This window comes from Loigolactobacillus coryniformis subsp. coryniformis KCTC 3167 = DSM 20001, from assembly GCF_002706425.1.
In the GTDB taxonomy this organism is placed as follows: Bacteria; Bacillota; Bacilli; order Lactobacillales; family Lactobacillaceae; genus Loigolactobacillus; species Loigolactobacillus coryniformis.
Window position 1 is genome coordinate 1,485,755 of sequence record NZ_CP017713.1, and the last position, 24,483, is coordinate 1,510,237.

Genomic DNA, 24,483 nt, shown 5'->3' on the forward strand with positions numbered 1-24,483 from the left:
ACTCGATTATCTAATCTTTCTAAAAAACACTAAGTAGCGCATGTTCAAGCGCTTGGTTGACTGTTACAATAGAAGTGACCTATTTAGTCATACAATGTTTTTTGAAACTATTAATGTCTTCAAAGTTAGGCTTTTTAATAACTTCATCTATGAAATAAAGGATTGAATCTTGTGAATAAACATCATTTAACAAAACGTTTAACGGCAGTTGCTAATTTTGTTCCTCAGGGTGCTCGCTTGGCAGATATTGGCTCGGACCACGCGATGGTGCCGATCAATTTAGTGGCTAGTGGCAAAATCGATTATGCTGTGGCCGGCGAAGTAATTACTGGGCCATTTTCACGGGCGCAAGCAGCAGTCACTGATGCTGGTTTGGCGACGCAAATTCAAGTGCGTTTAGCTGACGGATTAGCGGCAATTCAAGCTGGTGACCAAATCGATACCGTGGTGATCGCGGGTATGGGCGGAATTTTGATCCGGGATATTTTAGCACGCGGCTGGCGGACATTGAAAACAGTTAAACGGTTAGTGTTGGAACCAAACGTACAGGAGGATGTGGTCCGCACTTGGCTCGCCCAACAACAGTTTACGATTGTCGCTGAATCGATTTTGCGAGAAGACAATCATACCTATGAAATCATTGTTGCTGAGCCAAGCGATCAACCGGTAAACTACACGACTCAGCAGATTAAATTTGGGCCGCATTTAATGCAGGCACAATCACCAGTATTTCAGGCTAAGTGGCAGCATCAATTGTTAACTAATCAACGAATCCTCGCAAATTTAGCCCAAGCACAAAATGTACCACAGGCTAAAATCGCTGCTTTAGAGACAGAAAATCAGCAGATTATGGAGGTGCTTCATGGTTAAAGTAAAAGATTTTATTCAGCGTTTTGAACAATTTGCCCCGCGTTATTTAGCGGAAAATGGTGACCCGATCGGGATGCAATTAGGCTCGACGGAACAGACAATCCACCGGGTATTAGTCACCTTAGACGTGCGGCCAGAAGTGGTCAAAGAAGCGATTGCTAAAAAAATCGATTTTATTTTTGCTCACCATCCAGCGGTATTTCGGCCAGCAAAAAATTTAGTGACTGATGATCCACAAAATGCGATGTATGCAGAGTTATTGCGCCACCATATTGCAGTTTATGCGGCTCATACTAATCTGGATAGTGCTAATGGTGGCATGAACGATTGGTTGGCGGAACAACTGCAATTGCAAAATGTACAGATCCTGCAGCCTAATTATCGCCGCCAAATCATGAAATTAGCTACTTATGTTCCGCAAGCTAGTGCTGCCACCATGCGTCAAGCACTAGCTGCCGCAGGTGCTGGTCAGTTAGGCGATTATACAGCAGCTAGTTTCAGTTACGCTGGGACGGGACGGTTTACACCTGGGACAGGTGCCCAGCCCTTTATTGGTCAAGTTGATCAAGCCGAAGCAGTTGCTGAAACAAAGGTTGAAGTTGTTTTTCCTGAGGATTTGACCAACAAGGTGTTAGCGGCCATGTTTAGTGTGCATCCGTATGAAGAACCTGCCTATGATCTATTCCACTTGGATAATAAAACTGGTGAGCAATTTGGTATTGGCCGTGTCGGCGAACCGCAGCAGCAAATGACGATCCGTGAATTTGCTGAATTCACCCGTGCTGCTTTTGATTTGCACGGTTTACGATTAGTCACGCAAAAACCTGATGAACTGGTTCAACGGGTGGCTATCCTCGGTGGGGATGGCGGTAAATTTTATCCGGCGGTATTGCAGCAACACGCCAATGTATTCGTTACTGGGGATGTTTACTATCACACCGCCCATGATATGTTAGCTGCTGGTCTATCGGCAATCGATCCTGGTCATCATGTGGAAAGCATTGTTAAGGCAAAAGCAGTACCGCTGTTTGAACAGTGGGCGCAAGCAGCTGACTGGCATGATGTAACATTTATGGCTTCAACGTTAAGTACTGATCCGTTTACGTTCATTAATTAAGGTAATTTAGTCAAATTTAGATTACAATAAAAATAATCAATTAGTTGGAGGTAAGTTAAATGGCAACCTATACAACCCTAGTTCCACGCTTCTTACGTTATGTAAAGGTCAACACACGGTCCGATCCAGATTCAAAAACGATTCCGTCAACTCCTAGCTTGGTCGCTTTTGCTCACAAGTTGGCTGAAGAAATGCAAACGATTGGGTTACAAAATGTTCATTATTTGGCGAGTAACGGTTACGTGGTCGGTACTTTGCCGAGCAACTTAGATCATGAAGTGCCGGTAATTGGCTTCTTAGGACATTTTGATACTGCTGATTTTAATGCTGAAGGGATCAATCCGCAAATCGTTAAGGATTATGACGGGCATTCAGAAATCAAGTTAGATGCAGCTGGGCAGTTTACGCTGAATACAACTGATTTTCCTTTTTTAGCTAATTATGCTGGGCATACTCTGATCACCACCGATGGCAGTACGCTTTTAGGCGGTGATGATAAGGCTGGGGTGACCGAGATCATGACGGCAATGGAATATTTGATTCAGCATCCGGAAATTAAGCATGGTGAATTGCGGGTTGGTTTTGGTCCTGATGAGGAGATCGGCACTGGTGCTGATCATTTTGACGTTAAGGACTTCAATGCAGCCTTTGCTTACACGGTTGATGGTGGTTCTGAAGGGCAATTGGAATATGAAACCTTTAATGCAGCTGAAATGAAAGTTCATATTCAAGGTAAAAACGTGCACACCGCTACTGCTAAGGGTGTGATGGTCAACGCTTTGCAATTAGCTGTTGATTTTCAAAACGGTTTACCTCAGGCAGAAGTTCCCGAAAAAACTGCTGGTGTGGACGGTTTCTTCCATTTGTATCAATTGAATGGAACGGTTGAAGAAGCAGACATGACGTACATTATCCGCGACTTTGAACGAGATGGTTTAGAAGCACGTAAAGAAAAGGCCCGCCAGTTAGCGGCTAAATTAAATCAGCAATTGGGGTTGGAACGAATCACCCTCGATATTTTTGATCAATATTATAATATGAGTGAAATATTGAAACAAGATATGACTAGTGTTGAATTAGCCAAAAAGGCAATGGAAAACTTGGATATCAAGCCACTGATCGAACCTGTTCGCGGGGGGACTGATGGGTCAAAGATCTCCTTCATGGGCTTACCGACACCTAATTTGTTCGCCGGTCCAGAAAATATGCATGGCCGTTACGAATTTATTTCCGAGCAAGTCATGGCGAAAGCCGTCGATGTGATTCTAGAGATCACGCGGTTGAATAGTCAGAAATAATTCAGTCTTGAGTCTGAGGTAAAAGGGATTGATGCTATGTTATCGTAAGGTGTCGATTAATTGGTTAAAGATGGTCAAAATATTTGTATAGAACATACGTTCGTGATATGATATAACCATCAGATAATTAAAGGATAGGTCGGCGGTGAATAACTGCCGATTTTTTAATCACTAAACCTTATTTTAAAGTAGGAAAATATTCCTTGTAGTTACGTACTGTACGACGGGAATATGCATCATGATTATGTAATGGGAGGTCATATTTTGAATCCAGAAAAATTAACTCAAGCTGTTCAAGATGCCTTGGCTGAGGCACAACAAATTGCGGTCACGCGCAAGCATCAGGAAATTGATGTGGCGCATTTATTTAAATTTTTGATTCAACCCGGTCAATTGGGGCGGAAAATTTATGAAAAAGTCGGCGTTGATCTGAATCAATTTGAAGCGCGGATCGATCAGTTATTAGACGAAGCGCCAGCGGTTGAAGGTAACGTTAAGTACGGTCAAAGTATGAGCCAGAACTTATATCAATTATTGCAAGCAGCTGATCAGGTGCGGGCTAGTTTCAATGACGATTTTATCGCAACTGAAAGTGTTGTTCTGGCGTTAATGACGTTGAAATATCATCCATTGACACAGTTTTTGACTCAAGCTGGGATCACTGAAGTTAAATTACAAGCAACGATCACTGAAATGCGTGCCGGTGAACGTGTGACTTCTAAAAATCAAGAAGCACAGTATCAAGCACTAGAAAAGTACGGGATCGATTTAGTCAAGGCTGTGCGGACAGGTGATCAAGATCCGATTATTGGCCGTGATGAAGAAATTCGCAATGTGATCCGTGTCTTGTCGCGTAAAACTAAAAATAACCCTGTCTTGATTGGCGAACCTGGTGTTGGTAAAACCGCGATTGTTGAAGGTTTGGCCCAACGAATCGTCAACAAAGATGTTCCCGATAACCTAAAAGACAAAACGATCTTTAGTCTGGATATGGGCGCTTTGATCGCCGGAGCTAAGTATCGCGGTGAATTTGAAGAGCGCTTAAAGGGCGTGCTTAAGGCCGTTAAAAAAAGTGACGGTCAGATCATTCTTTTTATTGATGAAATTCATAACATTGTTGGTGCTGGTAAAACGGAAGGCAGTATGGATGCCGGTAACTTACTGAAGCCAATGTTAGCCCGTGGTGAACTTCATTTGATCGGCGCGACTACGTTAGATGAGTACCGTCAATACATGGAAAAAGACAAAGCATTAGAACGACGTTTCCAGCGTATTTTGATTAAAGAACCAACTGTTGAAGATACAATTAGTATTTTGCGAGGACTGAAGGAACGTTTTGAGATTTTTCATGGTGTGCGGATCCACGACAATGCTTTAGTCGCTGCTGCCACCTTATCCGATCGCTATATCACCGACCGCTTTTTACCTGATAAGGCAATTGATCTAGTCGATGAAGCGAGTGCTAATATCAATGTGGAAATGAACTCGCAGCCAACCGAGTTGGATCAAGTCACCCGCCGGTTGATGCAAATGGAGATCGAAGAAGCTGCCCTCAAAAAAGAGACCGATGATGCATCTAAAAAGCGATTAGCTGAACTACAAGGTGAGTTAAGTAATTTGCGGGAAGAAGCGAATAACTTAAAGATGCAGTGGGAAGCAGAGAAAGAAGATATTACTTCAGTCAATGCTAAAAAATCTGAATTAGATAAGGCTAAGCGTGAGTTGCAGGATGCACAAGGCAACTATGATCTGGAAAAAGCGGCCCGCTTGCAGCATGGGACGATTCCTGAACTGGAAAAGAAACTGGCGCAGCTTGAACAGCAAGATCGACCAGAAGATTGGCTGGTTCAAGAATCGGTGACTGATGATGAGATTGCCGCAGTCGTTAGCCGGGAAACTGGGATTCCAGTGGCAAAATTGGTTCAAGGTGAACGGCAAAAGTTACTCCACTTAGGTGATAGCCTGCATCAACGAGTTGTTGGTCAAGATCAAGCTGTTACAGCGGTTACGGATGCGGTTCTACGTTCACGAGCCGGGTTACAGGATCCTAATCGACCTTTAGGCTCATTCTTGTTCTTAGGCCCAACCGGCGTGGGGAAAACTGAGCTGGCTAAAGCTTTGGCCGAAAATTTATTTGATTCAGAATCGCATATGGTGCGGATCGATATGAGTGAATATATGGAGAAATCTTCCGTATCACGTCTAGTTGGGGCAGCACCTGGTTATGTTGGTTATGAAGAAGGCGGTCAATTGACTGAAGCTGTACGCCGTAATCCTTATTCGATCGTTTTACTGGATGAAGTTGAAAAAGCCCATTCAGACGTGTTTAACATTTTATTGCAAGTTTTGGATGATGGGCGTTTAACGGATGGTCAAGGCCGGACAGTTGATTTTAAAAATACGATCATCATCATGACCTCTAATTTAGGTTCAGAGATTTTGTTAAATGGGGTTGATGATCAGGGCCAAATCTCGGCTGAGAGTCAAGCGCAAGTTCGCCAATTGATCCAAACTAAATTTAAACCAGAATTTTTGAATCGGATTGACGATATTATTATGTTCACACCGTTAAGCTTAAGTGATGTGCAAGCAATCGTAGTGAAATTATTACAACAACTTGAACAACGGTTGTCAAACCAAGAAATTACACTAACGATTTCGGATAGTGCTAAGCAGTGGTTGGCTAAACAAGGATATGATCCTGCTTTTGGGGCACGGCCACTACGGCGCTTCATTACCCGTGAGGTTGAAACCCCATTAGCTAAAGAGATCATTGCCGGTCGCGTTGCGCCACATACTACGATCAATATTAATTTGTTAAATGATCAATTGGTGTTCGAAAATAAGACAGCTAAATAAAAAATAAAAAAAGACCGGTGAGTTACGCCGGTCTTTTTTTATTTACTTGTTGTCGCTTTCGTATTCAAAACATGTGGTAAAATGCAAACGATCAATCCGAAAATTGCCGAAATGATTGCCACAGTGACTGGGCTGTACGCCAATGAAGTTACGGCGGAACCGATGTAACCTACTAATTGGCCAAGAACTAATGCCCAGATAACGACGATAATTTCTTTCATGCCGCCACCTCTTTCTACTTTGCTGATTTTAGCATAATTTGCGGATAAGTGAAAGCGATGATTCATTGTTTAGCTGTGATTTTTATAGTGTTGTTGGAAAAAATTCAATCAACTAGGGGAACCTGTTTTCGTTTGTTATAATTATTAGTATAGTAATGATTTTGTGGAGTAACCTTGTGTTTTGACGGTATACTTTTGCTGTAATGAGGGGTTACCGCATATGATTAACGAGTATTCATTTTAGCATGTAGTGCTTTGCGTGAGCGGTTGAATTAAGTCGTCATAATACGATTGATTCAACGCGGATCGTTGGGATTCACTAATGCTGCTTGCTAGTAAATAATTTTAATTGGGAAACTGTGTCAAACAAGGTAGGTCGTGGTGGACTGCCTGCTAGGCGATGCTCAGATCCTGAACATCTTCCTTGACACGCTAGAAAGGATGTGGCGAGTTGACCTTTGTACAATTACAAGTAAAAAGTGCTTATAGTTTACTTGAAAGTTCATTGACGATCGCCGATTTAGTTAAAAATGCTAAGGAGCGGGGGTACGGTGCGCTGGCGCTAACTGATTTTCAATCATTATCAGCTAGTATTGATTTTTATAACGCTTGCCAAGCAGCGGCTATTCAACCAATATTGGGTTTAACCATTGCACCTAGTGGGGTGTTTGCGGCAGAACAAGCTGCGCCATTGTTAGTTTATGCGTTAGATCATCCGGGGTACCAAGCTTTATTAAAGCTATCAACTCAGGTTATGACTAGTGAAACTTTATTATCTTTGGCTGAGCTACAGCCCTATTTAAGTCATCTAGCGGTGATTACCCCGGCTTATGCTGCTGAATTACCAGAATTGGCGGTCAATGATTTGCCGCAAGCACAGCGGTATGTACAACGCTTGCAGGCACTTGCGCCGGCGCAAGTACGTATTGGCGTCAGTTTACAGCCAGAAGGACAACCATACGTAGCCGCATTAAAGCAGTTAAGTCAGCTGAGCAATGTTCCGTTGATCGCCTTAGAAGATGTCCAGTACTTGGATCCACAAGATGCTTTTAGTGTAACGGTTTTGCAACACATCAAAGCCGGTACGACCATAGAAGATACCACGACTCAGGCGGATGGTACCCATTACTTGATGCCAGCAGCACAGGTTGCCGAGCGTTATCAGGCTAATGGTTTAGCAGCTGCTGCAGCTGAAACGACTAAACTGGCGGCTGCTAGTCAATTAGACATCAAGCTACACAATTCGTTGTTGCCTAAGTTTCCAGTACCAACCAAGCAATCAAGCCACGTTTATTTACGCCAGGTCGCTGAAACTGGATTGCAGCAGCGCTTTAGTGACGGTAAGATTCCGCCTGCCTATCAGCAACGCTTGGATTATGAGCTTGGCGTGATCCAGAAAATGGGTTTCGATGATTATTTTCTAATTATCTGGGATGTCATGCAGTATGCGCATAAGGTCAATATTCTGACTGGACCAGGACGTGGTTCAGCGGCCGGCGCTTTAGTTGCTTATGCATTAGCCATTACTGAAGTTGATCCGCTGGAATATAATCTGTTATTTGAGCGCTTCTTGAACCCTGAACGGCATAACATGCCGGATATCGATTTAGATATTCCTGATAATAAACGGGAGCAGTTACTGCAGTATGTGCATGAAAAATATGGTCAACAGCATATGGCGCAGATCATCACCTTCGGGACGTTGGCAGCTAAGCAGGCATTGCGGGACGTCGGGCGCGTTTTAGGGCTGACTCAGTTTGAAATGGCCGATTGGTCCCAAGCTGTGCCTAATGTGTTGCATATTGATTTAAAAACCGCCTATGACCAATCTTTACGTTTGCGTAATTTGGTCAGTGATAGTCCGCGTAATCAACTTTTATTTGCTACTGCCACTAAACTGGAGGGGTTGCCACGACATTATTCAACCCATGCTGCTGGGATCGTCTTAAGTGATCAGGATCTTACTGACTATTTGCCTTTGCAAACCGGTAGCGAAGGTATTTTATTGACTCAGTTGCCGATGGGAAATGTTGAAGCGCTAGGCTTGTTAAAAATGGACTTTCTAGGTTTACGTAATCTTAGTATTTTGGCTAACGCTTTAAATTTGATCAAGTTGCAAACCGGGCAAGTTTTACCGATTGCACAAGTACCATTGGACGATGCGGCTACGTTGGCTTTATTTCAGCGTGGTGATACGGATGGTGTCTTTCAATTTGAATCGAGTGGTATTAAAAATGTGTTGCGTGAATTACAACCAACTAGTTTCGAAGACATCGTGGCGGTCAATGCGTTGTATCGACCGGGGCCAATGGCAAATATTCCCACGTTTATTCAACGTAAACATGAGCAAAAGGAGCCCGACTATCCTGACCAACGGATCGCCACCATTTTGGCCCCAACTTATGGAGTGCTTGTTTATCAGGAACAAGTCATGCAGGTTGCCGCAGCTATGGGTGGTTTTAGTTTAGGTGAGGCCGATAGTTTGCGTCGGGCGATGAGCAAAAAGAAAAAGGCCGTGATCGATGCTAAACGGGATGAATTTGTCACCGGCGCGTTAAAACGTGGCTATACCCGGGAGTCGGCAACTCAAATGTATGATTATATTGAGCGTTTCGCCAATTATGGTTTCAATCGATCCCATGCGGTCGCCTATAGTATGGTTGCTTTCCAATTAGCTTACCTTAAGGCACATTATCCGGCGGCTTTTTTTGCGGCTTTGCTGAACTCAGTGATCGGTAATCCGACTAAAACTAAAAGCTATTTGGCTGAGGCCAAAAAAAGACACTTGACGATCTTACCGCCAGATATTAATCAGAGCCAGTTAACTTATACTGTTCGGCGCCCAAACAAAATTTTATTTGGCTTATTATGCATCAAGGGCTTACGGCGTCAATTTGTTACTGATTTATTGGCGGAACGGCGGTCCAATGGTCGTTTTACTTCGTTGGAGCAATTTTTGCAACGTTTGGCCAAGTTAGATGATAAGTGGTTGAGCATGAATTATCTAGAACCGTTGATTTATAGTGCGGCTTTTCATGAGTTCAATAGCAATCGTGGGGCGCTCTTAAAGCGGGTACCGCAATTGATCGCCAATACAAATTTTAGTGGGCAAAGCGAATTATTGGCGGAAGAATTAGCTTTAAAGGAAGAGGCGGTACTTGATTTAAGCTTGGCGGAAAAATTAGATCAAGAAGAAACTTATTTAGGTGCCTACTTATCTGGCCATCCCGTAGAAAAATATGCCAACTTACAGTGGCTTAAGCCGACTGTGGCGATAAGCGAATTAGTGGCCGGTAAACGGCAAGCCGTGTTATTATTTGTCAAGCGTATTAAAGTTATTCGGACTAAGCGCGGTGAGCAAATGGCCTTTTTGACGGCAAATGATCCTACCGATGAAGTGGATGTCACGGTTTTTCCGCGGCTTTATCGACAAATTAGTCCGTGGCTGGAAAAGGGCCAAGTCATTTATGTGGCGGGTAAAGCGGATGCCCAACGTGGTGAATTGCAGTTGATCGCCGAACAAATTCAAGCGGCGGCTGATTTAGAACAGCAATTGCCGCAAAAAATGTTATTTCTGCGTTTAGAGGCGACTCAGACCACGCAAGTGCAAAAGTTGTTGCAAAAACACAAGGGCGCAACCCCAGTTTTATTATTTTATCCGACAACGAAGCGTAAATTATTATTGCGGCAAAATTATTGGATCGACTTAGCCAGTGAAGTGGTCGAACAGTTAGCGACTGTTTTAGGCGATGATAATGTGGTCGTGAAAGCGCAAACGTTGCCGGCGCCGTGATTGAAACCGATTTAAAGTGAATTTGTGATGAAAAATTCAAAGATAAAGCAGACATATTTTCTGAAAAGTGGTATGATATTGTCTGGGTTTGAGTGCAGGTGCTTGTGCTTTAACAAATTAAACAAAATGCCTGAGGTGAAGAAATGAAACGCATTGGGATTTTAACCAGTGGTGGCGATGCGCCGGGTATGAACGCGGCAATTCGTGCAGTCACTCGGAAAGCAATCCACGAAGGACTAGAAGTATACGGAATCAACTACGGTTATGCTGGCTTAGTTGCCGGGGACATCTTCAAGATGGACGAATCCTCAGTTGGTGACAAGATCCAGCGCGGTGGGACTTTCTTGTATTCTGCTAGATATCCAGAATTTGCTCAAGTTGAGGGTCAATTAAAGGGTATTGAACAATTAAACAAGTTTGGTATTGAAGCATTAGTCGTTATCGGCGGCGATGGTTCATATCATGGTGCCTTACGTTTAACTGAACATGGTTATAACGCAATCGGCTTACCAGGAACAATCGATAATGATATTCCTTACACTGACTTCACAATTGGTTTCGATACAGCGGTCAATACCGTTTTGGAATCAGTCGATCGTATTCGCGATACGGCAACAAGTCATGAACGGACTTTTGTCATTGAAGTTATGGGTCGTGGCGCTGGTGATATCGCCTTATGGTCTGGTGTCGCTGGTGGTGCCGAAGCCGTGATCGTGCCAGAAAAAGATTTTGATATGCAAGCAATTGCTGACAAAATCCGCGCTGGTCGTAACCGGGGTAAGAAACATAGCTTGATTATTTTAGCTGAAGGTGTTATGCACGCTGATGAATTTGCCGAAGAATTAGGCAAATTCGGTGATTTCCATACACGAGTAACGGTCTTAGGACACGTGCAACGTGGTGGTTCACCAACAGCCCGTGATCGTGTTATGGCTTCACAAATGGGTGCTTATGCCGTTGATCTTTTGCTACAAGGCAAAGGCGGCTTAGCCGTTGGTATCGAAAATAACAAGATCGTCGCTCATGATATTCTTGATTTATTCGATTCCAAACACCATGCTGAATTATCATTGTTTGACTTAAACAACGATATTTCTTACTAATCTAAGTAGTTATTCAAAATTCGATAAAAATGACATTAAAGTCTTTTTATAAAAAATTCCAAGGGAGAGATTCTACCTATGAAGAAAACCAAGATCGTAAGTACACTTGGTCCTGCTAGTTCCGACAAAGAAACAATCAAAAAATTGATCGAAGCTGGTGCTAACGTATTCCGTTTCAACTTCTCACATGGTGATCATGCTGAACATGAAGACCGGATGCAACAAGCACGTGACGCAGCCAAAGAAACTGGTAAAATGATCGGCTTCATGCTGGATACTAAAGGTGCAGAAATCCGCACTACAGTTGAAAAAGAAGGTAAAATTGCCTTCAAAACCGGCGATGTAACACGTATTTCAATGGATGAATCCATTGAAGGGACTAAAGACAAGATTGCGGTTACCTACCCAGGTTTATATGATGACGTTCATGTTGGCGGCCATGTCTTATTTGATGATGGTTTGATCGACATGAAGATCACCGAAAAAGATGATGCTAACAAAGAACTTGTCGTTGAAGTTCAAAACGATGGTTTACTTGGCTCCCGTAAAGGTGTTAACGCTCCTGGTGTATCAATCAACTTACCTGGTATCACTGAAAGGGATGCTTCTGATATCCGTTTTGGTTTAGACCATGATATTGACTACATCGCTGCAAGTTTTGTACGTAAAGCACAAGACGTTTTAGATATTCGTGAATTGTTAGAAGAAAAGCACATGGAACATGTCCAAATCTTCCCTAAGATCGAATCACAAGAAGGTATCGACAACATCAGCGAAATCTTAAAGGTTTCTGATGGTTTAATGGTTGCTCGTGGTGACATGGGTGTCGAAATTCCTGTTGAAAATGTGCCAATTATTCAAAAACGTTTGATCAAGATGTGCAACGTTTTAGGCAAACCAGTTATTACTGCAACACAAATGTTAGATTCTATGCAAGAAAACCCACGGCCTACTCGTGCCGAAGCTACTGACGTTGCGAACGCTATCTTTGATGGTACTGATGCAACAATGCTTTCTGGCGAAAGTGCTAATGGTAAATACCCTGTAGAATCTGTTGCAACAATGGCTAAAATCGCTGAACGTGCTGAAAAATCAATGGTCGATCAAGATTCATTTGCTTTGAAGGAATTCAGCAAAACTGATGTTACTGAAGCAATTGGTCAATCTGTTGCCCATACTGCTCGTAACTTAGGTATCCGTACGATCGTTGCTGCTACGGAATCTGGCTTCACTGCCCGGATGATCTCCAAGTATCGTCCTAAGTCAGATATCTTGGCAATTACTTTTGACGAACGCACTCGTCGCGGCTTAGCCGTTAACTGGGGTGTTCAACCAATCGTAACTGACAAGCCTGCATCAACTGATGACATGTTCAACTTGGCTTCACAAAAAGCACAAGATTTAGGTTTCGCTAAAGAAGGCGATTTGATCTTGATCACTGCCGGTGTGCCAGTTGGCGAACGTGGTACAACTAACGTTATGAAGATTCAATTGATCGGTTCAAAATTAGTTGAAGGCCAAGGTGTTGGCGATCAAACCGTTATCGGTAAGACTGTTATCGCTACTTCAGCTGCTGAAGCTAATCAAAAAGCTGTCGAAGGTGGGATCTTAGTTGTTAAGACAACTGATAAAGACTACTTACCAGCTATTGAAAAATCAAGCGCATTGATCGTTGAAGCTGGTGGCTTAACTAGCCATGCTGCTGTTGTTGGTATTGCAATGGGTATCCCAGTTGTCGTTGGTGCAACTGATGCTACTTCATTGATTGCTGATGACGAAGTCATTACAGTTGATTCACGTCGTGGGATCATCTATCGTGGTGCTTCTAACGCAATGTAATTTTTAAATTAAAGCCGTCGTGTTTGACACGACGGCTTTTTTTTGTGCTATGATTAATAAAAGTATGATCAGAAATAAAAATGGTACATGAATAGACTAAATAAAATTAAAGATACCTTATTATCGATTTTCTAATCTGCAAAGTTGAGGTACTGAGGAGGTTTCATGGAAAGTTGGCTATTTTTAGCGATTATTTTAGTGGTCGCTTTTTTAGGTAAAAATCAGTCATTAGTTATTGCATCGCTGGTGGTTTTAGCCTTAAAATTAATTCCTAACACCCAGAAATTATTAACGACAATTCAGGCTAAAGGCATTAATTGGGGAGTGACGGTTATTTCCGTCGCTATCTTGGTGCCGATTGCGACTGGTCAAATCGGTTTTAAGGATTTACTGAATGCATTTAAGTCGCCAGTCGGTTTTGTTGCGGTGGCTTGTGGTGTTTTGGTGGCAATCTTGTCGAGTAAGGGCGTTGGGCTATTATCCCAAAGTCCAGAAATCACGGTGGCATTGGTTTTTGGTACGATTATGGGGGTTGTTCTATTCAAAGGCATCGCGGCTGGTCCAGTGATCGCTTCCGGAATAACTTTTGTAATTATTCAAGTCATGCAGTCATTATCATTGATCAAATAATTAAATAAAAACAGCATAAAGCTGAATGTGAGATAGGAGATATTATGGCAGTAAATCAAGCAATTGGACAAAAAATTTCGGTAACCGTTACCGATGAGAATCAGGATTATTATTTTGCACAGCGGGATGGCTTCACCTATCGGGTGGCTAAATCCGAATTTACTAAAGAACATAAGGTGACCGATGCAATTACTGGGTTTGCCTACGAAAATGAGAATCATGAGTTACAAATCACTACTAAAATTCCACGGGTGCAGATTGGTCGCTTCGATTTTGTGCCAGTTGTAGCGGTGCGCCATGATCTAGGTGTCTTTGTGGACATTGGTTTGCCTAATAAGGATGTCGTCGTTTCGTTGGATGAACTACCTACGATGAAGCAATTATGGCCGGCACGAGGTGATTATTTACTGGTCAGCTTGACTGTTGATAATAAAGGACGTTTATGGGGCGATTTAGCTGATGAAGATCGGTTCCAGCAAATGGCTAAAAAAGCTGAGGCAAGTTTAAAAAATACCAACGTTGTCGGCACGATTTATCGACTAAAAGTAGTTGGCAGTTATGTCTTCACTTCGGAACACTATTTAGGTTTCATTCACCCCAGTGAACGCGATGCAGAACCACGTTTAGGTCAGCACGTTAAGGCACGGGTGATCGGTGTTCGGCCTGACGGAATCTTAAATCTTTCTTTACGGCCACGTGCTTATGAAGCAATCGGCGACGATGCACAAATGATTTTAGCGGTTTTACTGCACCAACCAGAAGGTAAAATGCCGTACACTGACAAAAGTAGTCCTGAAGATATCAAGCAATACTTCGGTATTAGTAAAGGGCAGTTTAAGCGTGCGTTAGGCCATTTGATGAAAGCGGGTGTGATCAAACAGATCGCTGGCGAAACAATTTTGGTTGAACAAAACGAAGAATAAGTGATGAGCGTGAAAGCGGGGGATCAAGATGGTCGATCAGGCGTATGTGAAAAAAATCAAGGCACAATTACATCAAGCTGGGTTCAAATTGACACCACAGCGGGAAGCAACAGTGGTTTCTTTGCTGCAAAACGAAACGGGCCATTTAAGCGCTGAAGAAGTTTATTTGCTAGTCAAAGAGTCTACGCCTGACATTGGTTTGGCGACAGTATATCGGACATTAGAAATCTTAACCGAGTTAAATATTGTTAACAAGGTCAGTTTTACTGATGGATTGATCCGCTATGATCTGCGGCGTGAAGGTGCTCAGCATCACTTTCATCATCACCTACAGTGTTTGCAGTGTGGGAAGATCCAAGAAGTGCACGAAGATCTACTGCATGATGTTGAGCGGCTTGTAGAACAGCAATATCATTTTCAAGTTCAAGATCATAAACTGACTTTCCAAGGCATCTGTGCGGATTGTCAGCGGCGTAATCGGGAAGCTAAAGCTAAGCAAGAATAGAGAGTTGGAACCCTTTTGGATGTTATGACGAATCAGATCGCTGATTTTAAGCGTTATTTATTAGTCGAAAAAGGACTATCGCAAAATACGGTCAGCAGCTATACACGTGATTTAATGAAATTCAAGGCTTATTTAGAACAACAAAAATTAGCTGATTTTAAACAAGACCGGTTTGTGATCCTCAACTTTTTGGCAACTTTAAAAGCGCAAGCAATGGCTAATAATAGCGTTATTCGGATGGTGTCCAGTCTACGTAAATTTTACCGGTTCTTATTGGAAACTGAACAGATCACCATTGATCCGATGCAACAAGTTGACTCACCCAAGAAACAACAGCATTTACCCCAGGTTTTATCGCAAGCAGAGGTCAAACGGCTGCTAGCAGTACCGGACACGACAACAGCTTTAGGCATTCGCGACCGGACTATATTGGAGGTGCTATATGCAACGGGATTGCGGGTCAGTGAATTAACTCATCTGAAATTGGCTGAGCTACATTTGAGCCTTGGGCTGATTCAAACTTTGGGCAAAGGGGATAAAGAACGGTTAATTCCAATTGGTGACGTGGCGATCGAATGGATCAAACGCTACCTAGAAACGAGTCGACCGACTTTTTTGAAGGCAGGCCAAAGTGAGCCGATTTTGTTTTTAAATCATTACGGCCGGCCATTTACACGTCAGGGAATTTGGAAAAACCTTAAGCAGATGGTGCGTGCTGCAGGAATTGAAAAAGACATCACGCCGCATACGCTGCGCCACTCGTTTGCAACCCATTTACTGGAAAATGGGGCTGATCTACGGGTGGTTCAGGAACTGCTCGGCCACGCTGATATTTCGACCACACAAATCTATACACACGTGAGTCAAAAGCATTTGCGTGAGGTTTACGATCGCTATCATCCCCGGGCCTAAGCCTGGTATTTGGTAACTGACAGTAGCATTGTATCGGAAATATTGTTATGATAGGATAGCTATGGTTAGAAACAAGCGGTAAGGGCTGGGAGGTCTAGCATGTTATTAAAGTATAAAACGGACTACGAGAAGATCGCGATGGGTCTTCTTTCCTTTATTCCTGATCTGAATGATGTTAGCCATCTGAAAACTGAGATCGAATGGTATCAAAATGAGACTGGTCGGCAGCTGTTTTTATGGAAAAATACAACTGGTGATCTAGCAGGTGTCGTTGGGGTCGAGCAAAGTAAAGATTATTTGATCGTACGGCACTTGTCATTAAGTCCATCCGATCGCGATGAAGGTAATAGTTTTACGATTTTAGATGAATTAGCGCAGTTATATCCAGCCGATAAATTAATGGGTACGATTGCCACTTCCCCATTGATCGGTAAATGGGAACAACGGCATAAGAAGGATGAGTTTAGTGGCCTTAACGGTTAAGTTACCTGAATTTGAGGGTCCTTTAGATCTGTTATTGCATCTGATCAAGGACTCGGAAATGAATATTTATGATATTCCCATTGTGGCGATCACGTCACAATATTTAGATTATTTGCATTCATTACAACAAGTGCAATTGGAAGTTGCCGGCGATTATTTTGTGATGGCAGCAACGCTAATGCGTATTAAAAGTCAGTGGCTGTTACCACAGCCGGAAGAACCATTACTGGATGAAGACGTAAATAGTGAAGATCCGCGTGATGAATTGGTTGCACAACTTTTGACTTATCAGGCCTATAAAGAAGCGGCAGCTGATCTGCAAAATCGCGAGCAGGAACGCAAGGATTATTTTAGTAAAGCACCTAGTTTATTGGCTAGTGCTGAACCAATACCGATGCCAGATCAGCCATTGGCCTTGACTGAACTGACAGCGGCTTTTACTGCCCTATTGCGGCGCCAGCAACCACAAACGCCGGTAACGCGTAATGTACAGTGTGAGACGATTACGGTTGCGGAAAAGGTGACACAGATTACTCAGGCTTTGCGGCACAGTGCGCAAGGACAATTAGATTTTACCCGGTTACTTTCGACCGAACCATCAATCGAAGAAACCGTGACGACCTTTATGGCAGTATTAGAATTAATGAAGAATAAGCAAATTGCTTGTTTTCAAGCACAAACGTTAGCACCGATCACGGTTGCCTTGAAAGAGGAAGTTGCATGAATATCACGGCAGAGTTAGAAAGTTTGTTGTATGTTGTCGGTGATGACGGCATTAGTTTAGATGAATTAGATCATTTATTGTCCGCATCGCGGGCGACAATCAAGCGGGCGTTGAGTGCCTTTGCGGAACAGTTGCGGGCAGATAATCAACGTGGCTTAGTTTTATTTCAATTTGGTGAGCGCTATAAGCTAGTGACTAAGAAAGCTTACGCAGCGTTAATCAAGCGTTATTTTGAAACGCCATTGACGACTAACCTGAGTCAAGCTTCTTTAGAGACTTTGGCCATCATTGCTTATAAGCAACCAATTACACGGGTAGAGATCGATGAGATCCGTGGTGTCCAAAGTGGTGGGGCCTTACAGCGGTTGATGTTGCGTCAGTTGATTGAAGAGCGGGGTCGTAAAAATGCGCCAGGCCGACCGATTCTCTATGGCACCAGTGCTTTTTTTATGGATTATTTCGGTTTGAAATCAATGGCCGAATTACCACCGTTGCCGATGCCTGAAGCTGATGCGTCAACTACGGCAACCACCAATCAAGATCTATTTGCACAATTTGAAGCCCAATTAAAAGATAAGGAAGAAAATCATTAATGGAAAGATTACAAAAAGTGATCGCTGCTGCAGGAATTGCTTCGCGGCGTAAGGCTGAACAACTGATCAGTACTGGTCATGTTCAAGTCAATGGACAAGTGGTCAAAGAAATGGGGATCCAAGTCGAGCCCCATGATCATGTTGAAGTTGATGGCGTGCCGGTCACAACCGAACAAAAACGTTATTTCTTATTATACAAGCCACGGCGGGTGATCTCATCTGCTCACGATGAAAAAGGCCGTAAAACAGTGATCGACTTTTTCCCTGAGGTCAATGAACGTCTTTACCCAATCGGGCGTTTAGACTATAACACTTCAGGTTTGATCATTATCACTAATGATGGTGAATTGGCCAACTTATTGACTCATCCGCGTTACCGGATTGAAAAGCAATATACAGCGAAAGTAGAAGGTATTCCCACAGTTGAAGCGTTGAAAAAATTACGTGCTGGGGTCAAATTAGAAAAGAAAAGAACCGCACCAGCTAAAGTTAAGGTATTGTCCACTGATCGAACAAAGAAAATGGCGTTGGTTAGTTTGACGATCCATGAAGGGATGAATCACGAAGTTCGGGATATGCTACAAGCAGTTGGCTATCCAGTCAATAAATTAAGTCGCGAACGGTACGCCTTCTTAACCACGGAGGGGATGACTGCTGGTGATTCACGACCAATGCAACCACAAGAAGTTGCGGCTCTAAAAAAATTAGCCCGTACTGGCAAATTGCGTTAGCCAATACGAACTAATTATAGTTTGAATGATCGTGCGGGGCGCTTATAAGTGCGTCGTACTTTTATTTTCTGGCGGGAATGGCTTATTTTGCCGTTTGATCGCGCCAGTCGGACAATCACGATATGCTTGCTTAAAGGCTGCTAGCTGATCGGACGGAATCGGTGTGGTCCCCTGATTGTTATCAGGACGATAATAAGCAATTCCTTCTTTATCATAGTTAAATAGTGCTGGGGCCCGTAATTGGCACAAGCCACAGGCGATACATTCTTCACGTTGAACACGGCTATACATGTAAAGACTCCTTAGAATTTAAGGTTAATAATTGGTCCAGTTGTTCTATGGACTGATATAAGGCTAGAATAAGACTAAAAGGTGGTAAAATGGACGATCGCTTATACTTACTTTATTTATTCGATCAAAATCAGTGGCGTCGACCACTAGCGATTCAAGCACTGCTTAAAGGTAAACGGACGGTCTCGAATCTTTATGCTGGACTGGATTACGATCTATTACCATTATACCAATTATTGCCCCATTTGGCGGCGTCAAAATTTCAGCAGGCTTTAGCTAGGTTGATTGCGGACGGTTTATTAGAACAGCAGACCCGTGCAGTTCGTTTAACCGCTGCTGGTACAGCAATTAAAGAAGCGCATCGTGCGACAGTTTTTCTGCCGCAACATTATTCTGGTTTTACTTTTCAACACAGCCGTGAATTTAGTGATCGTTTATTTTTAGCGACGCAGGTGGTATCAGAGTTACAGGCGCATAATCGGCGTTATTTTCCATTGGAAGTTAGTTTATTGACACAGCAGCGGGTTAAACAGTGGTTGCGGCAACAGGATATCAGTATCGTGGCAGAACGATTACAGCATGAGTGGGAACTTTTTTTAGCGATATTACCAACGGTGCAAGCTAATTATTATAGTCAATTTTTGTTAGGGCATGAGGTGCAGCGAGCAACGACAGCCCAAGCGGATCAATTAGCGGGCTGGACAACTTTAACTGGTGAGTTGGTGCGGCAAGATATTAGTCATCACTTGTTGAGCTTGGTCACCGCACAAGCCGCGCGTTTTCCATTGCTGGCAGCGTTATGGCAACCATTGGCTAGTGGTCCCTTAAGTCAAAGTGCCACGCAAACCATCAACTTATTACAGCAAGGTAATACTTTAGCTGCAATTAGTCGACAACGCCGAGTCAAGTTAAATACACTTAAAGAGCATCTACTGGAAGCGGCTATTTTATTGCCGGAGTTTCCTTTTGCAACCTATTTATCAGCGCCAGCACGCCAAGAACTGGCAACTGCTTTTAGTGATCAACCACTAGCTGATTGGCGGTTTGATCAATTGACCAATACTGCGCTTAGTTTCTTTGAATTTCGCTTATATCAGATCGAACGGAGGAAAAGCTTGTGATCGAGATGGAGCAGATCATGCAAACATTGCAGCAGCGTTTTGGCTATACGGCGTTCAAACCAGGACAAGCTGAGGTGATCCGTGCGGTTCTAGGCGGTCAAGATACGTTCGCCATTTTACCGACAGGAACGGGAAAATCGTTGTGTTATCAGTTGCCGGGTTATTTACTTGCCGGACAGATCGTGATCGTATCACCATTACTGTCATTGATGCAAGATCAAGTCGCACAACTGCATTATTTAGGCGAAAAGCGGGTGCTTGCGTTAACTTCCGCACTTGATCCGGGGATGCGGCGTTATAGTTTAGCGCATTTTGAACAGTATAAGTTTATTTTTCTATCACCAGAAATGGCTAATCAAGAACAGATTCGGCGTAAGTTACAGCAATTGGATATTGCGTTATTAGTCGTGGATGAAGCTCATTGCATTTCTCAATGGGGGGTCGATTTTCGCCCTGATTATTTAGCTTTAAAATCATTGCGTGCCGCAATCAGGCCACAGGCAACTCTAGCTTTAACGGCTACGGCGACTAAGCGTGTCCGGGCGGATATTTTGGCTAAATTAGGCCTTGATCCGGCAGCAACGAAGCAGATCGTTCATTCGGTTGATCGCCGTAATATTTATTTGGCAACGGCGGAAGTTACGGATGAGGCGGAGAAGAATCAGCGCGTAGTGGCATTATGTCAGCAACTCAAACAACCGGGGATCATTTATTTTTCCAGTCGACAAAAGGCAGAAGAAATTGCTGCTTTGTTGCAGCAAAAAGTGAGCCCACGAGTGGCCTTTTATCACGGTGCGATGACCAGTCAGGATCGGTTTGCCGTACAGCAACAATTTATGCATGGTAAATTGGCGATTATTTGTGCGACTAATGCGTTTGGTATGGGGATCAATAAGGCGGATGTACGCTTTGTAATCCATTATCACTTGCCTAGCAGCTTAGAAAGTTATTTGCAGGAAATTGGTCGTGCCGGCCGAGATGGGCAGCAAAGCGTGGCTATTTTACTATATGAAGCACGTGATTTTCAGCTGCAGGCTAACTTGGTGACCAATACATTGCCTGATGCTGCTTTGATCAAACAATATTTTGCGCAGCCACAGCGCTTTGCAACCGCGGCAATTCCGGAAATTGAATTATTGCAATTCTATCGTCAGCATCATCAAAGTGAGGCGGAGGTACAACAATTATTTGCTAAACGGCGTAACGAAAAATTATTGGCATTGCGGAGTATGTTGGCTTTTTTGCAGACGCCTAATTGTAAGCGGCAATTTATTCTGAATTATTTTACCGATACGACAAAAATTGTTCATGATGCCACCTGTTGTAATGCGGGACAACCATTGGACTTAGCGGCGCTATCTTTGATTCGACCGGCAACGGCGACCGATACTGTAGCAGTTGATCAAAACTGGCAGGAACGTTTGGCAGCACTTTTCACGAATTAAATGATCGCGATTACTGCAGTTAAAAAGATAGTACATGCTGAACTTGTTTGATTCTGAGCCTTGACTGCTGGATAGTTTTAAACGAAATTTAAAGAATTTTAAATAAGATTATGTTACAATATTTGCTGTAGGTTTGGCAGGAAAGTCTATTGCTAATTGCTCACATGCTAGTTACTCACTGGCTTATTTCCTGTTGAACATGACGCTTGGTGAGCAAGAAGGAGCATTGATGAGTAAACGAGATCAGAAAATAACTGATGATAAGCCTTGGGACGCCAAATTTGAGGATGATCGTGATGATAAAGGTAATTTGTCACGGTCAGCGACCCATCGCAAAGATAAGAGTAATGCGTTATTTGTGACTATTTTAACGATTGCTTTACTAGTTTTAGCAGCATTACCCGTTGGTGCATGGACGATTTGGCAAAATCAGATGAATCGTCCCGTAGCCACTGAAAGCTCAGTTTCTAGTAGTAGCAGTTCTAAAGCTAAAAAAGTTGCGGTCAAATCATCAAAAAAGACGACTAAGACCACTAGTAAGAAAGCCGCAGACACAAATTCAACACAAGCAGCTGCTAGTACAACGACGGATAGCACTAGTGACGCTGATGCGAGCTCAGTAACCAGTGAGTCAAGTGATGCTAGTTCAAGCTCAGCAGCAAGTTCGAGTAGTAGTGCTAGCAGTTCCAGCGGTAGCTATGTTACAGTTGGTGCTGGCCAAGGAATCTATCGGATCGCCGCTAATAATGGCTTAACGGTTTCTGAACTTTTACAGTTAAATGGACTCACTAGTACTAGTACTATCAAGCCAGGACAACAATTACGGGTTAAATAATAAAATTGATTTATGGCGAGATCGCGGCGTAGGTCGTGATCTCGATTTTTTTGGATAAGGGGTTTGAATAATGACAGCAGCTTTACAAATTGCAATTGACGGGCCAGCATCAGCAGGTAAAAGTACGGTGGCCAAATTGGTGGCTAAACAATTGCACTATACATATTGTGATACCGGTGCGATGTACCGTGCTTTAACCTTAGCGGCAATGCAAAAACAAATTGATTTGCATGATGAACCAGCGGTTTTGGCAGTTTTGGCTGAGATCACGATCAGTTTTAAGCCAGGTGAGCCTGAGCAACAAGTTTTTGTAAATGAACAAGAAGTGACCCAAGCAATTCGGCAACCGGATGTGACCAATAATGTTTCAACCGTTGCTGCTTTAGGCGGTGTGCGGCAGCAACTCGTTCAGCATCAGCAAAAAATTGCGGCTGCTGGGGGAATCGTGATGGATGGTCGTGATATTGGGACGGCGGTTTTACCTAATGCAGCGGTCAAGATCTTTTTGGTGGCCAGTGTTGCTGAGCGGGCGCAACGACGATATGCGGAAAATATTCGCAAGGGTATCGATACACCTTTGGCGGTTTTGCAGCAAGAAATCGAGGTTCGCGATAAAAAAGATTCGACGCGTGCAGTTTCACCACTAACACAAGCAAAGGATGCTGTATTAGTTGATACGACAGCGCTGTCAATCGAACAGGTGGTTGCAAAAATCATCGCGATCACTAACGAAAAACAGAAAGATATGAATAAATAGCAGCTTTTTGTGGCAATTCAAGCCGTTTTACTATAAAATAGATATTGTAGTTTCAAGCTGTTAAGGAGGATTTTGGCATGAGCGAAGATAATACAAACCAAGTTGAAAATAAAAATGCCATGGCGGACGCATTAAACAGCGTCCACGATGTAAAAGTCGGTGACATTGTGAAAGGTGAGATCTTGGCGATCGACGATGACAAGCAATTGATCGTTGGTATCCAAGGTACTGGTGTTGAAGGGGTTGTTCCCGTCAAAGAATTAGCTAGCCAACCTGTTGCTGATATTAATGAAGTGGCTAAGGTCGGGGATGTTCTTGATCTTGTTGTCATCTCAACAATTGGCAAAGACAAGGAAAATGGTAGCTACTTACTTTCCAAGCGACGCCTCGAAGCCCGCAAAGTTTGGTCTGAAATTCAGGACAAATTTAATGCTGGCGAAAACATCACTGCACCAGTTACCGAGGTTGTTAAAGGTGGCTTGGTCGTTGATGCTGGCGTTCGTGGCTTTGTCCCAGCATCAATGATTCAAGATCATTTTGTTGATGACTTAAATGCTTATAAGGGTAAAAAATTAGAATTGAAGATCATTGAGATCGAACCAAGCGAAAATCGTTTGATCTTATCTCATCGTGCAATTGTTGAAGCTGAAAAGGCTGAACAACGTGAGCATGTATTAGCAACATTAAAAGCCGGCGATACTGTCGAAGGTACAGTAGCCCGGTTAACATCATTTGGTGCATTTGTAGATCTTGGCGGCATTGACGGTTTAGTCCATGTTTCTGAAATCTCATTTGATCGAGTTGAAAAACCATCTGATGTACTCAAAGTTGGTCAAAAGATAACCGTTAAGGTCTTGTCTGTTGATGCTGACCGCGAACGGATTTCATTATCAATCAAGGCTACTTTACCAGAACCTTGGACCGATATTGAAGAAAAAGCACCTGCTGGTAGCGTTTTGGAAGGTACAGTTAAACGTTTGACTACATTTGGGGCATTCGTTGAAGTCTTCCCTGGCGTTGAAGGTTTAGTGCATATTTCTCAAATTTCACATCAGCATATCGCAACACCTAATGAAGTTCTTTCTGAAGGTGAAGATGTGAAAGTTAAAGTACTTGAAGTCAATCCAGAAGCTCATCGTTTGGCATTGTCAATCAAGGCTTTAACATCAAAACCAGCCGGTGAAGAGAGTCATTCAGCACCAAAAGCTGAAAAAAATGATTATCAAGAAAATAATTCTAGTTACCAAGATAACGACGAAGGTGGTTTCACTTTAGGCGATTTGATTGGTGATGAATTAAAACACAGTACTGACGACGATCAAAAATAATTGATCTTAGGTAGTGGTGGAAGAGATTGGTAATGACCAATCTCTTTTTATTTGCACCTAACTTAGTCAAACGGTGATAGTCTATAATTTTAGTGCGATTTGTGC

At 43.0% G+C, this 24,483-nt stretch carries 22 protein-coding genes; 20 read left to right on the plus strand and 2 right to left on the minus strand.

The window, feature by feature from the left end; all coding sequences use genetic code 11:
• Window positions 1-171: 171 nt before the first annotated feature.
• The 4 genes from LC20001_RS07345 (at window position 172) to clpB (ending at window position 6,144) form a co-directional block, all read left to right on the plus strand.
• On the plus strand, window positions 172-870 hold the full coding sequence (locus tag LC20001_RS07345; RefSeq protein ID WP_010010000.1) for a tRNA (adenine(22)-N(1))-methyltransferase: 699 nt from the start codon (window positions 172-174) through the stop codon (window positions 868-870).
• On the plus strand, window positions 863-1,987 hold the full coding sequence (locus LC20001_RS07350; protein WP_010009997.1) for a Nif3-like dinuclear metal center hexameric protein: 1,125 nt from the start codon (window positions 863-865) through the stop codon (window positions 1,985-1,987). Before LC20001_RS07345 ends, LC20001_RS07350 begins: the two co-directional genes overlap by 8 nt.
• 59 nt (window positions 1,988-2,046) lie before the next feature.
• Complete coding sequence (gene pepT, locus LC20001_RS07355; protein WP_010009996.1) at window positions 2,047-3,285, plus strand: peptidase T; 1,239 nt, start codon at window positions 2,047-2,049, stop codon at window positions 3,283-3,285.
• Between the two features lie 264 nt (window positions 3,286-3,549).
• Window positions 3,550-6,144, plus strand: a complete 2,595-nt coding sequence (gene clpB / locus LC20001_RS07360) for an ATP-dependent chaperone ClpB (RefSeq protein ID WP_056943287.1) — start codon at window positions 3,550-3,552, stop codon at window positions 6,142-6,144.
• Window positions 6,145-6,182: 38 nt separating this feature from the next.
• Here clpB and LC20001_RS07365 read toward each other — a convergent pair whose 3' ends face one another.
• Window positions 6,183-6,365, minus strand: coding sequence for a YjzD family protein (locus LC20001_RS07365; RefSeq protein WP_010009992.1), 183 nt, complete (start codon window positions 6,363-6,365; stop codon window positions 6,183-6,185).
• A gap of 451 nt (window positions 6,366-6,816) precedes the next feature.
• Between LC20001_RS07365 and dnaE the strand changes: the two genes are divergently transcribed.
• The 11 genes from dnaE to LC20001_RS07420 all read left to right on the plus strand — a co-directional run bounded on the left by dnaE (window position 6,817) and on the right by LC20001_RS07420 (window position 18,601).
• Window positions 6,817-10,158 (plus strand): DNA polymerase III subunit alpha, encoded by a 3,342-nt coding sequence (gene dnaE, locus LC20001_RS07370; RefSeq protein ID WP_010009991.1) that lies wholly within the window; start codon window positions 6,817-6,819, stop codon window positions 10,156-10,158.
• 143 nt (window positions 10,159-10,301) lie between these two features.
• Window positions 10,302-11,261, plus strand: a complete 960-nt coding sequence (gene pfkA, locus LC20001_RS07375) for a 6-phosphofructokinase (RefSeq protein WP_003678810.1) — start codon at window positions 10,302-10,304, stop codon at window positions 11,259-11,261.
• A 78-nt stretch (window positions 11,262-11,339) separates the two neighbouring features.
• Window positions 11,340-13,100 carry a pyruvate kinase gene (pyk, locus tag LC20001_RS07380; RefSeq protein WP_003678808.1) on the plus strand — a complete coding sequence of 587 codons (1,761 nt, stop codon included), beginning with the start codon at window positions 11,340-11,342 and terminating at the stop codon, window positions 13,098-13,100.
• A gap of 165 nt (window positions 13,101-13,265) precedes the next feature.
• Window positions 13,266-13,730: a DUF441 domain-containing protein gene (locus tag LC20001_RS07385; protein WP_003678806.1), complete on the plus strand. Its 465-nt coding sequence runs from the start codon at window positions 13,266-13,268 to the stop codon at window positions 13,728-13,730.
• Window positions 13,731-13,774: 44 nt separating this feature from the next.
• Entirely contained in the window at window positions 13,775-14,653 is an 879-nt protein-coding gene (locus tag LC20001_RS07390) for a CvfB family protein (RefSeq protein WP_010009990.1), read from the plus strand.
• 28 nt (window positions 14,654-14,681) lie between these two features.
• Window positions 14,682-15,158 carry a ferric iron uptake transcriptional regulator gene (fur, locus tag LC20001_RS07395; RefSeq protein ID WP_010009989.1) on the plus strand — a complete coding sequence of 159 codons (477 nt, stop codon included), beginning with the start codon at window positions 14,682-14,684 and terminating at the stop codon, window positions 15,156-15,158.
• Between the two features lie 24 nt (window positions 15,159-15,182).
• Window positions 15,183-16,070, plus strand: coding sequence for a site-specific tyrosine recombinase XerD (gene xerD, locus LC20001_RS07400; RefSeq protein WP_003678799.1), 888 nt, complete (start codon window positions 15,183-15,185; stop codon window positions 16,068-16,070).
• Between the two features lie 99 nt (window positions 16,071-16,169).
• Entirely contained in the window at window positions 16,170-16,553 is a 384-nt protein-coding gene (locus tag LC20001_RS07405; protein ID WP_003678798.1) for a hypothetical protein, read from the plus strand.
• Entirely contained in the window at window positions 16,537-17,277 is a 741-nt protein-coding gene (locus LC20001_RS07410; RefSeq protein WP_010009987.1) for a segregation and condensation protein A, read from the plus strand. Before LC20001_RS07405 ends, LC20001_RS07410 begins: the two co-directional genes overlap by 17 nt.
• 2 nt (window positions 17,278-17,279) lie before the next feature.
• On the plus strand, window positions 17,280-17,870 hold the full coding sequence (gene scpB / locus LC20001_RS07415) for an SMC-Scp complex subunit ScpB (RefSeq protein ID WP_373274545.1): 591 nt from the start codon (window positions 17,280-17,282) through the stop codon (window positions 17,868-17,870).
• A complete protein-coding gene (locus tag LC20001_RS07420; protein ID WP_003678792.1) occupies window positions 17,870-18,601 on the plus strand; it encodes a pseudouridine synthase in 732 nt (243 codons plus the stop codon). Before scpB ends, LC20001_RS07420 begins: the two co-directional genes overlap by 1 nt.
• 42 nt (window positions 18,602-18,643) lie before the next feature.
• On the opposite strand, the gene LC20001_RS07425 is transcribed toward LC20001_RS07420, so the two are convergent.
• Window positions 18,644-18,892, minus strand: a complete 249-nt coding sequence (locus LC20001_RS07425; protein ID WP_010009985.1) for a ferredoxin — start codon at window positions 18,890-18,892, stop codon at window positions 18,644-18,646.
• A gap of 89 nt (window positions 18,893-18,981) precedes the next feature.
• Between LC20001_RS07425 and LC20001_RS07430 the strand changes: the two genes are divergently transcribed.
• The 5 genes from LC20001_RS07430 to rpsA all read left to right on the plus strand — a co-directional run bounded on the left by LC20001_RS07430 (window position 18,982) and on the right by rpsA (window position 24,378).
• Entirely contained in the window at window positions 18,982-20,013 is a 1,032-nt protein-coding gene (locus LC20001_RS07430; RefSeq protein ID WP_010009983.1) for a helix-turn-helix domain-containing protein, read from the plus strand.
• Between the two features lie 5 nt (window positions 20,014-20,018).
• The gene (locus tag LC20001_RS07435) at window positions 20,019-21,458 is read left to right on the plus strand and encodes a RecQ family ATP-dependent DNA helicase (protein ID WP_003678787.1); all 1,440 of its coding nucleotides are present in this window, start codon (window positions 20,019-20,021) and stop codon (window positions 21,456-21,458) included.
• A 229-nt stretch (window positions 21,459-21,687) separates the two neighbouring features.
• Window positions 21,688-22,293: an SAG1386/EF1546 family surface-associated protein gene (locus LC20001_RS07440; protein WP_003678785.1), complete on the plus strand. Its 606-nt coding sequence runs from the start codon at window positions 21,688-21,690 to the stop codon at window positions 22,291-22,293.
• A 70-nt stretch (window positions 22,294-22,363) separates the two neighbouring features.
• A complete protein-coding gene (gene cmk, locus LC20001_RS07445) occupies window positions 22,364-23,050 on the plus strand; it encodes a (d)CMP kinase (protein WP_003678783.1) in 687 nt (228 codons plus the stop codon).
• A gap of 77 nt (window positions 23,051-23,127) precedes the next feature.
• Window positions 23,128-24,378: a 30S ribosomal protein S1 gene (gene rpsA / locus LC20001_RS07450; protein WP_010009981.1), complete on the plus strand. Its 1,251-nt coding sequence runs from the start codon at window positions 23,128-23,130 to the stop codon at window positions 24,376-24,378.
• The last annotated feature ends 105 nt before the right edge of the window (window positions 24,379-24,483 follow it).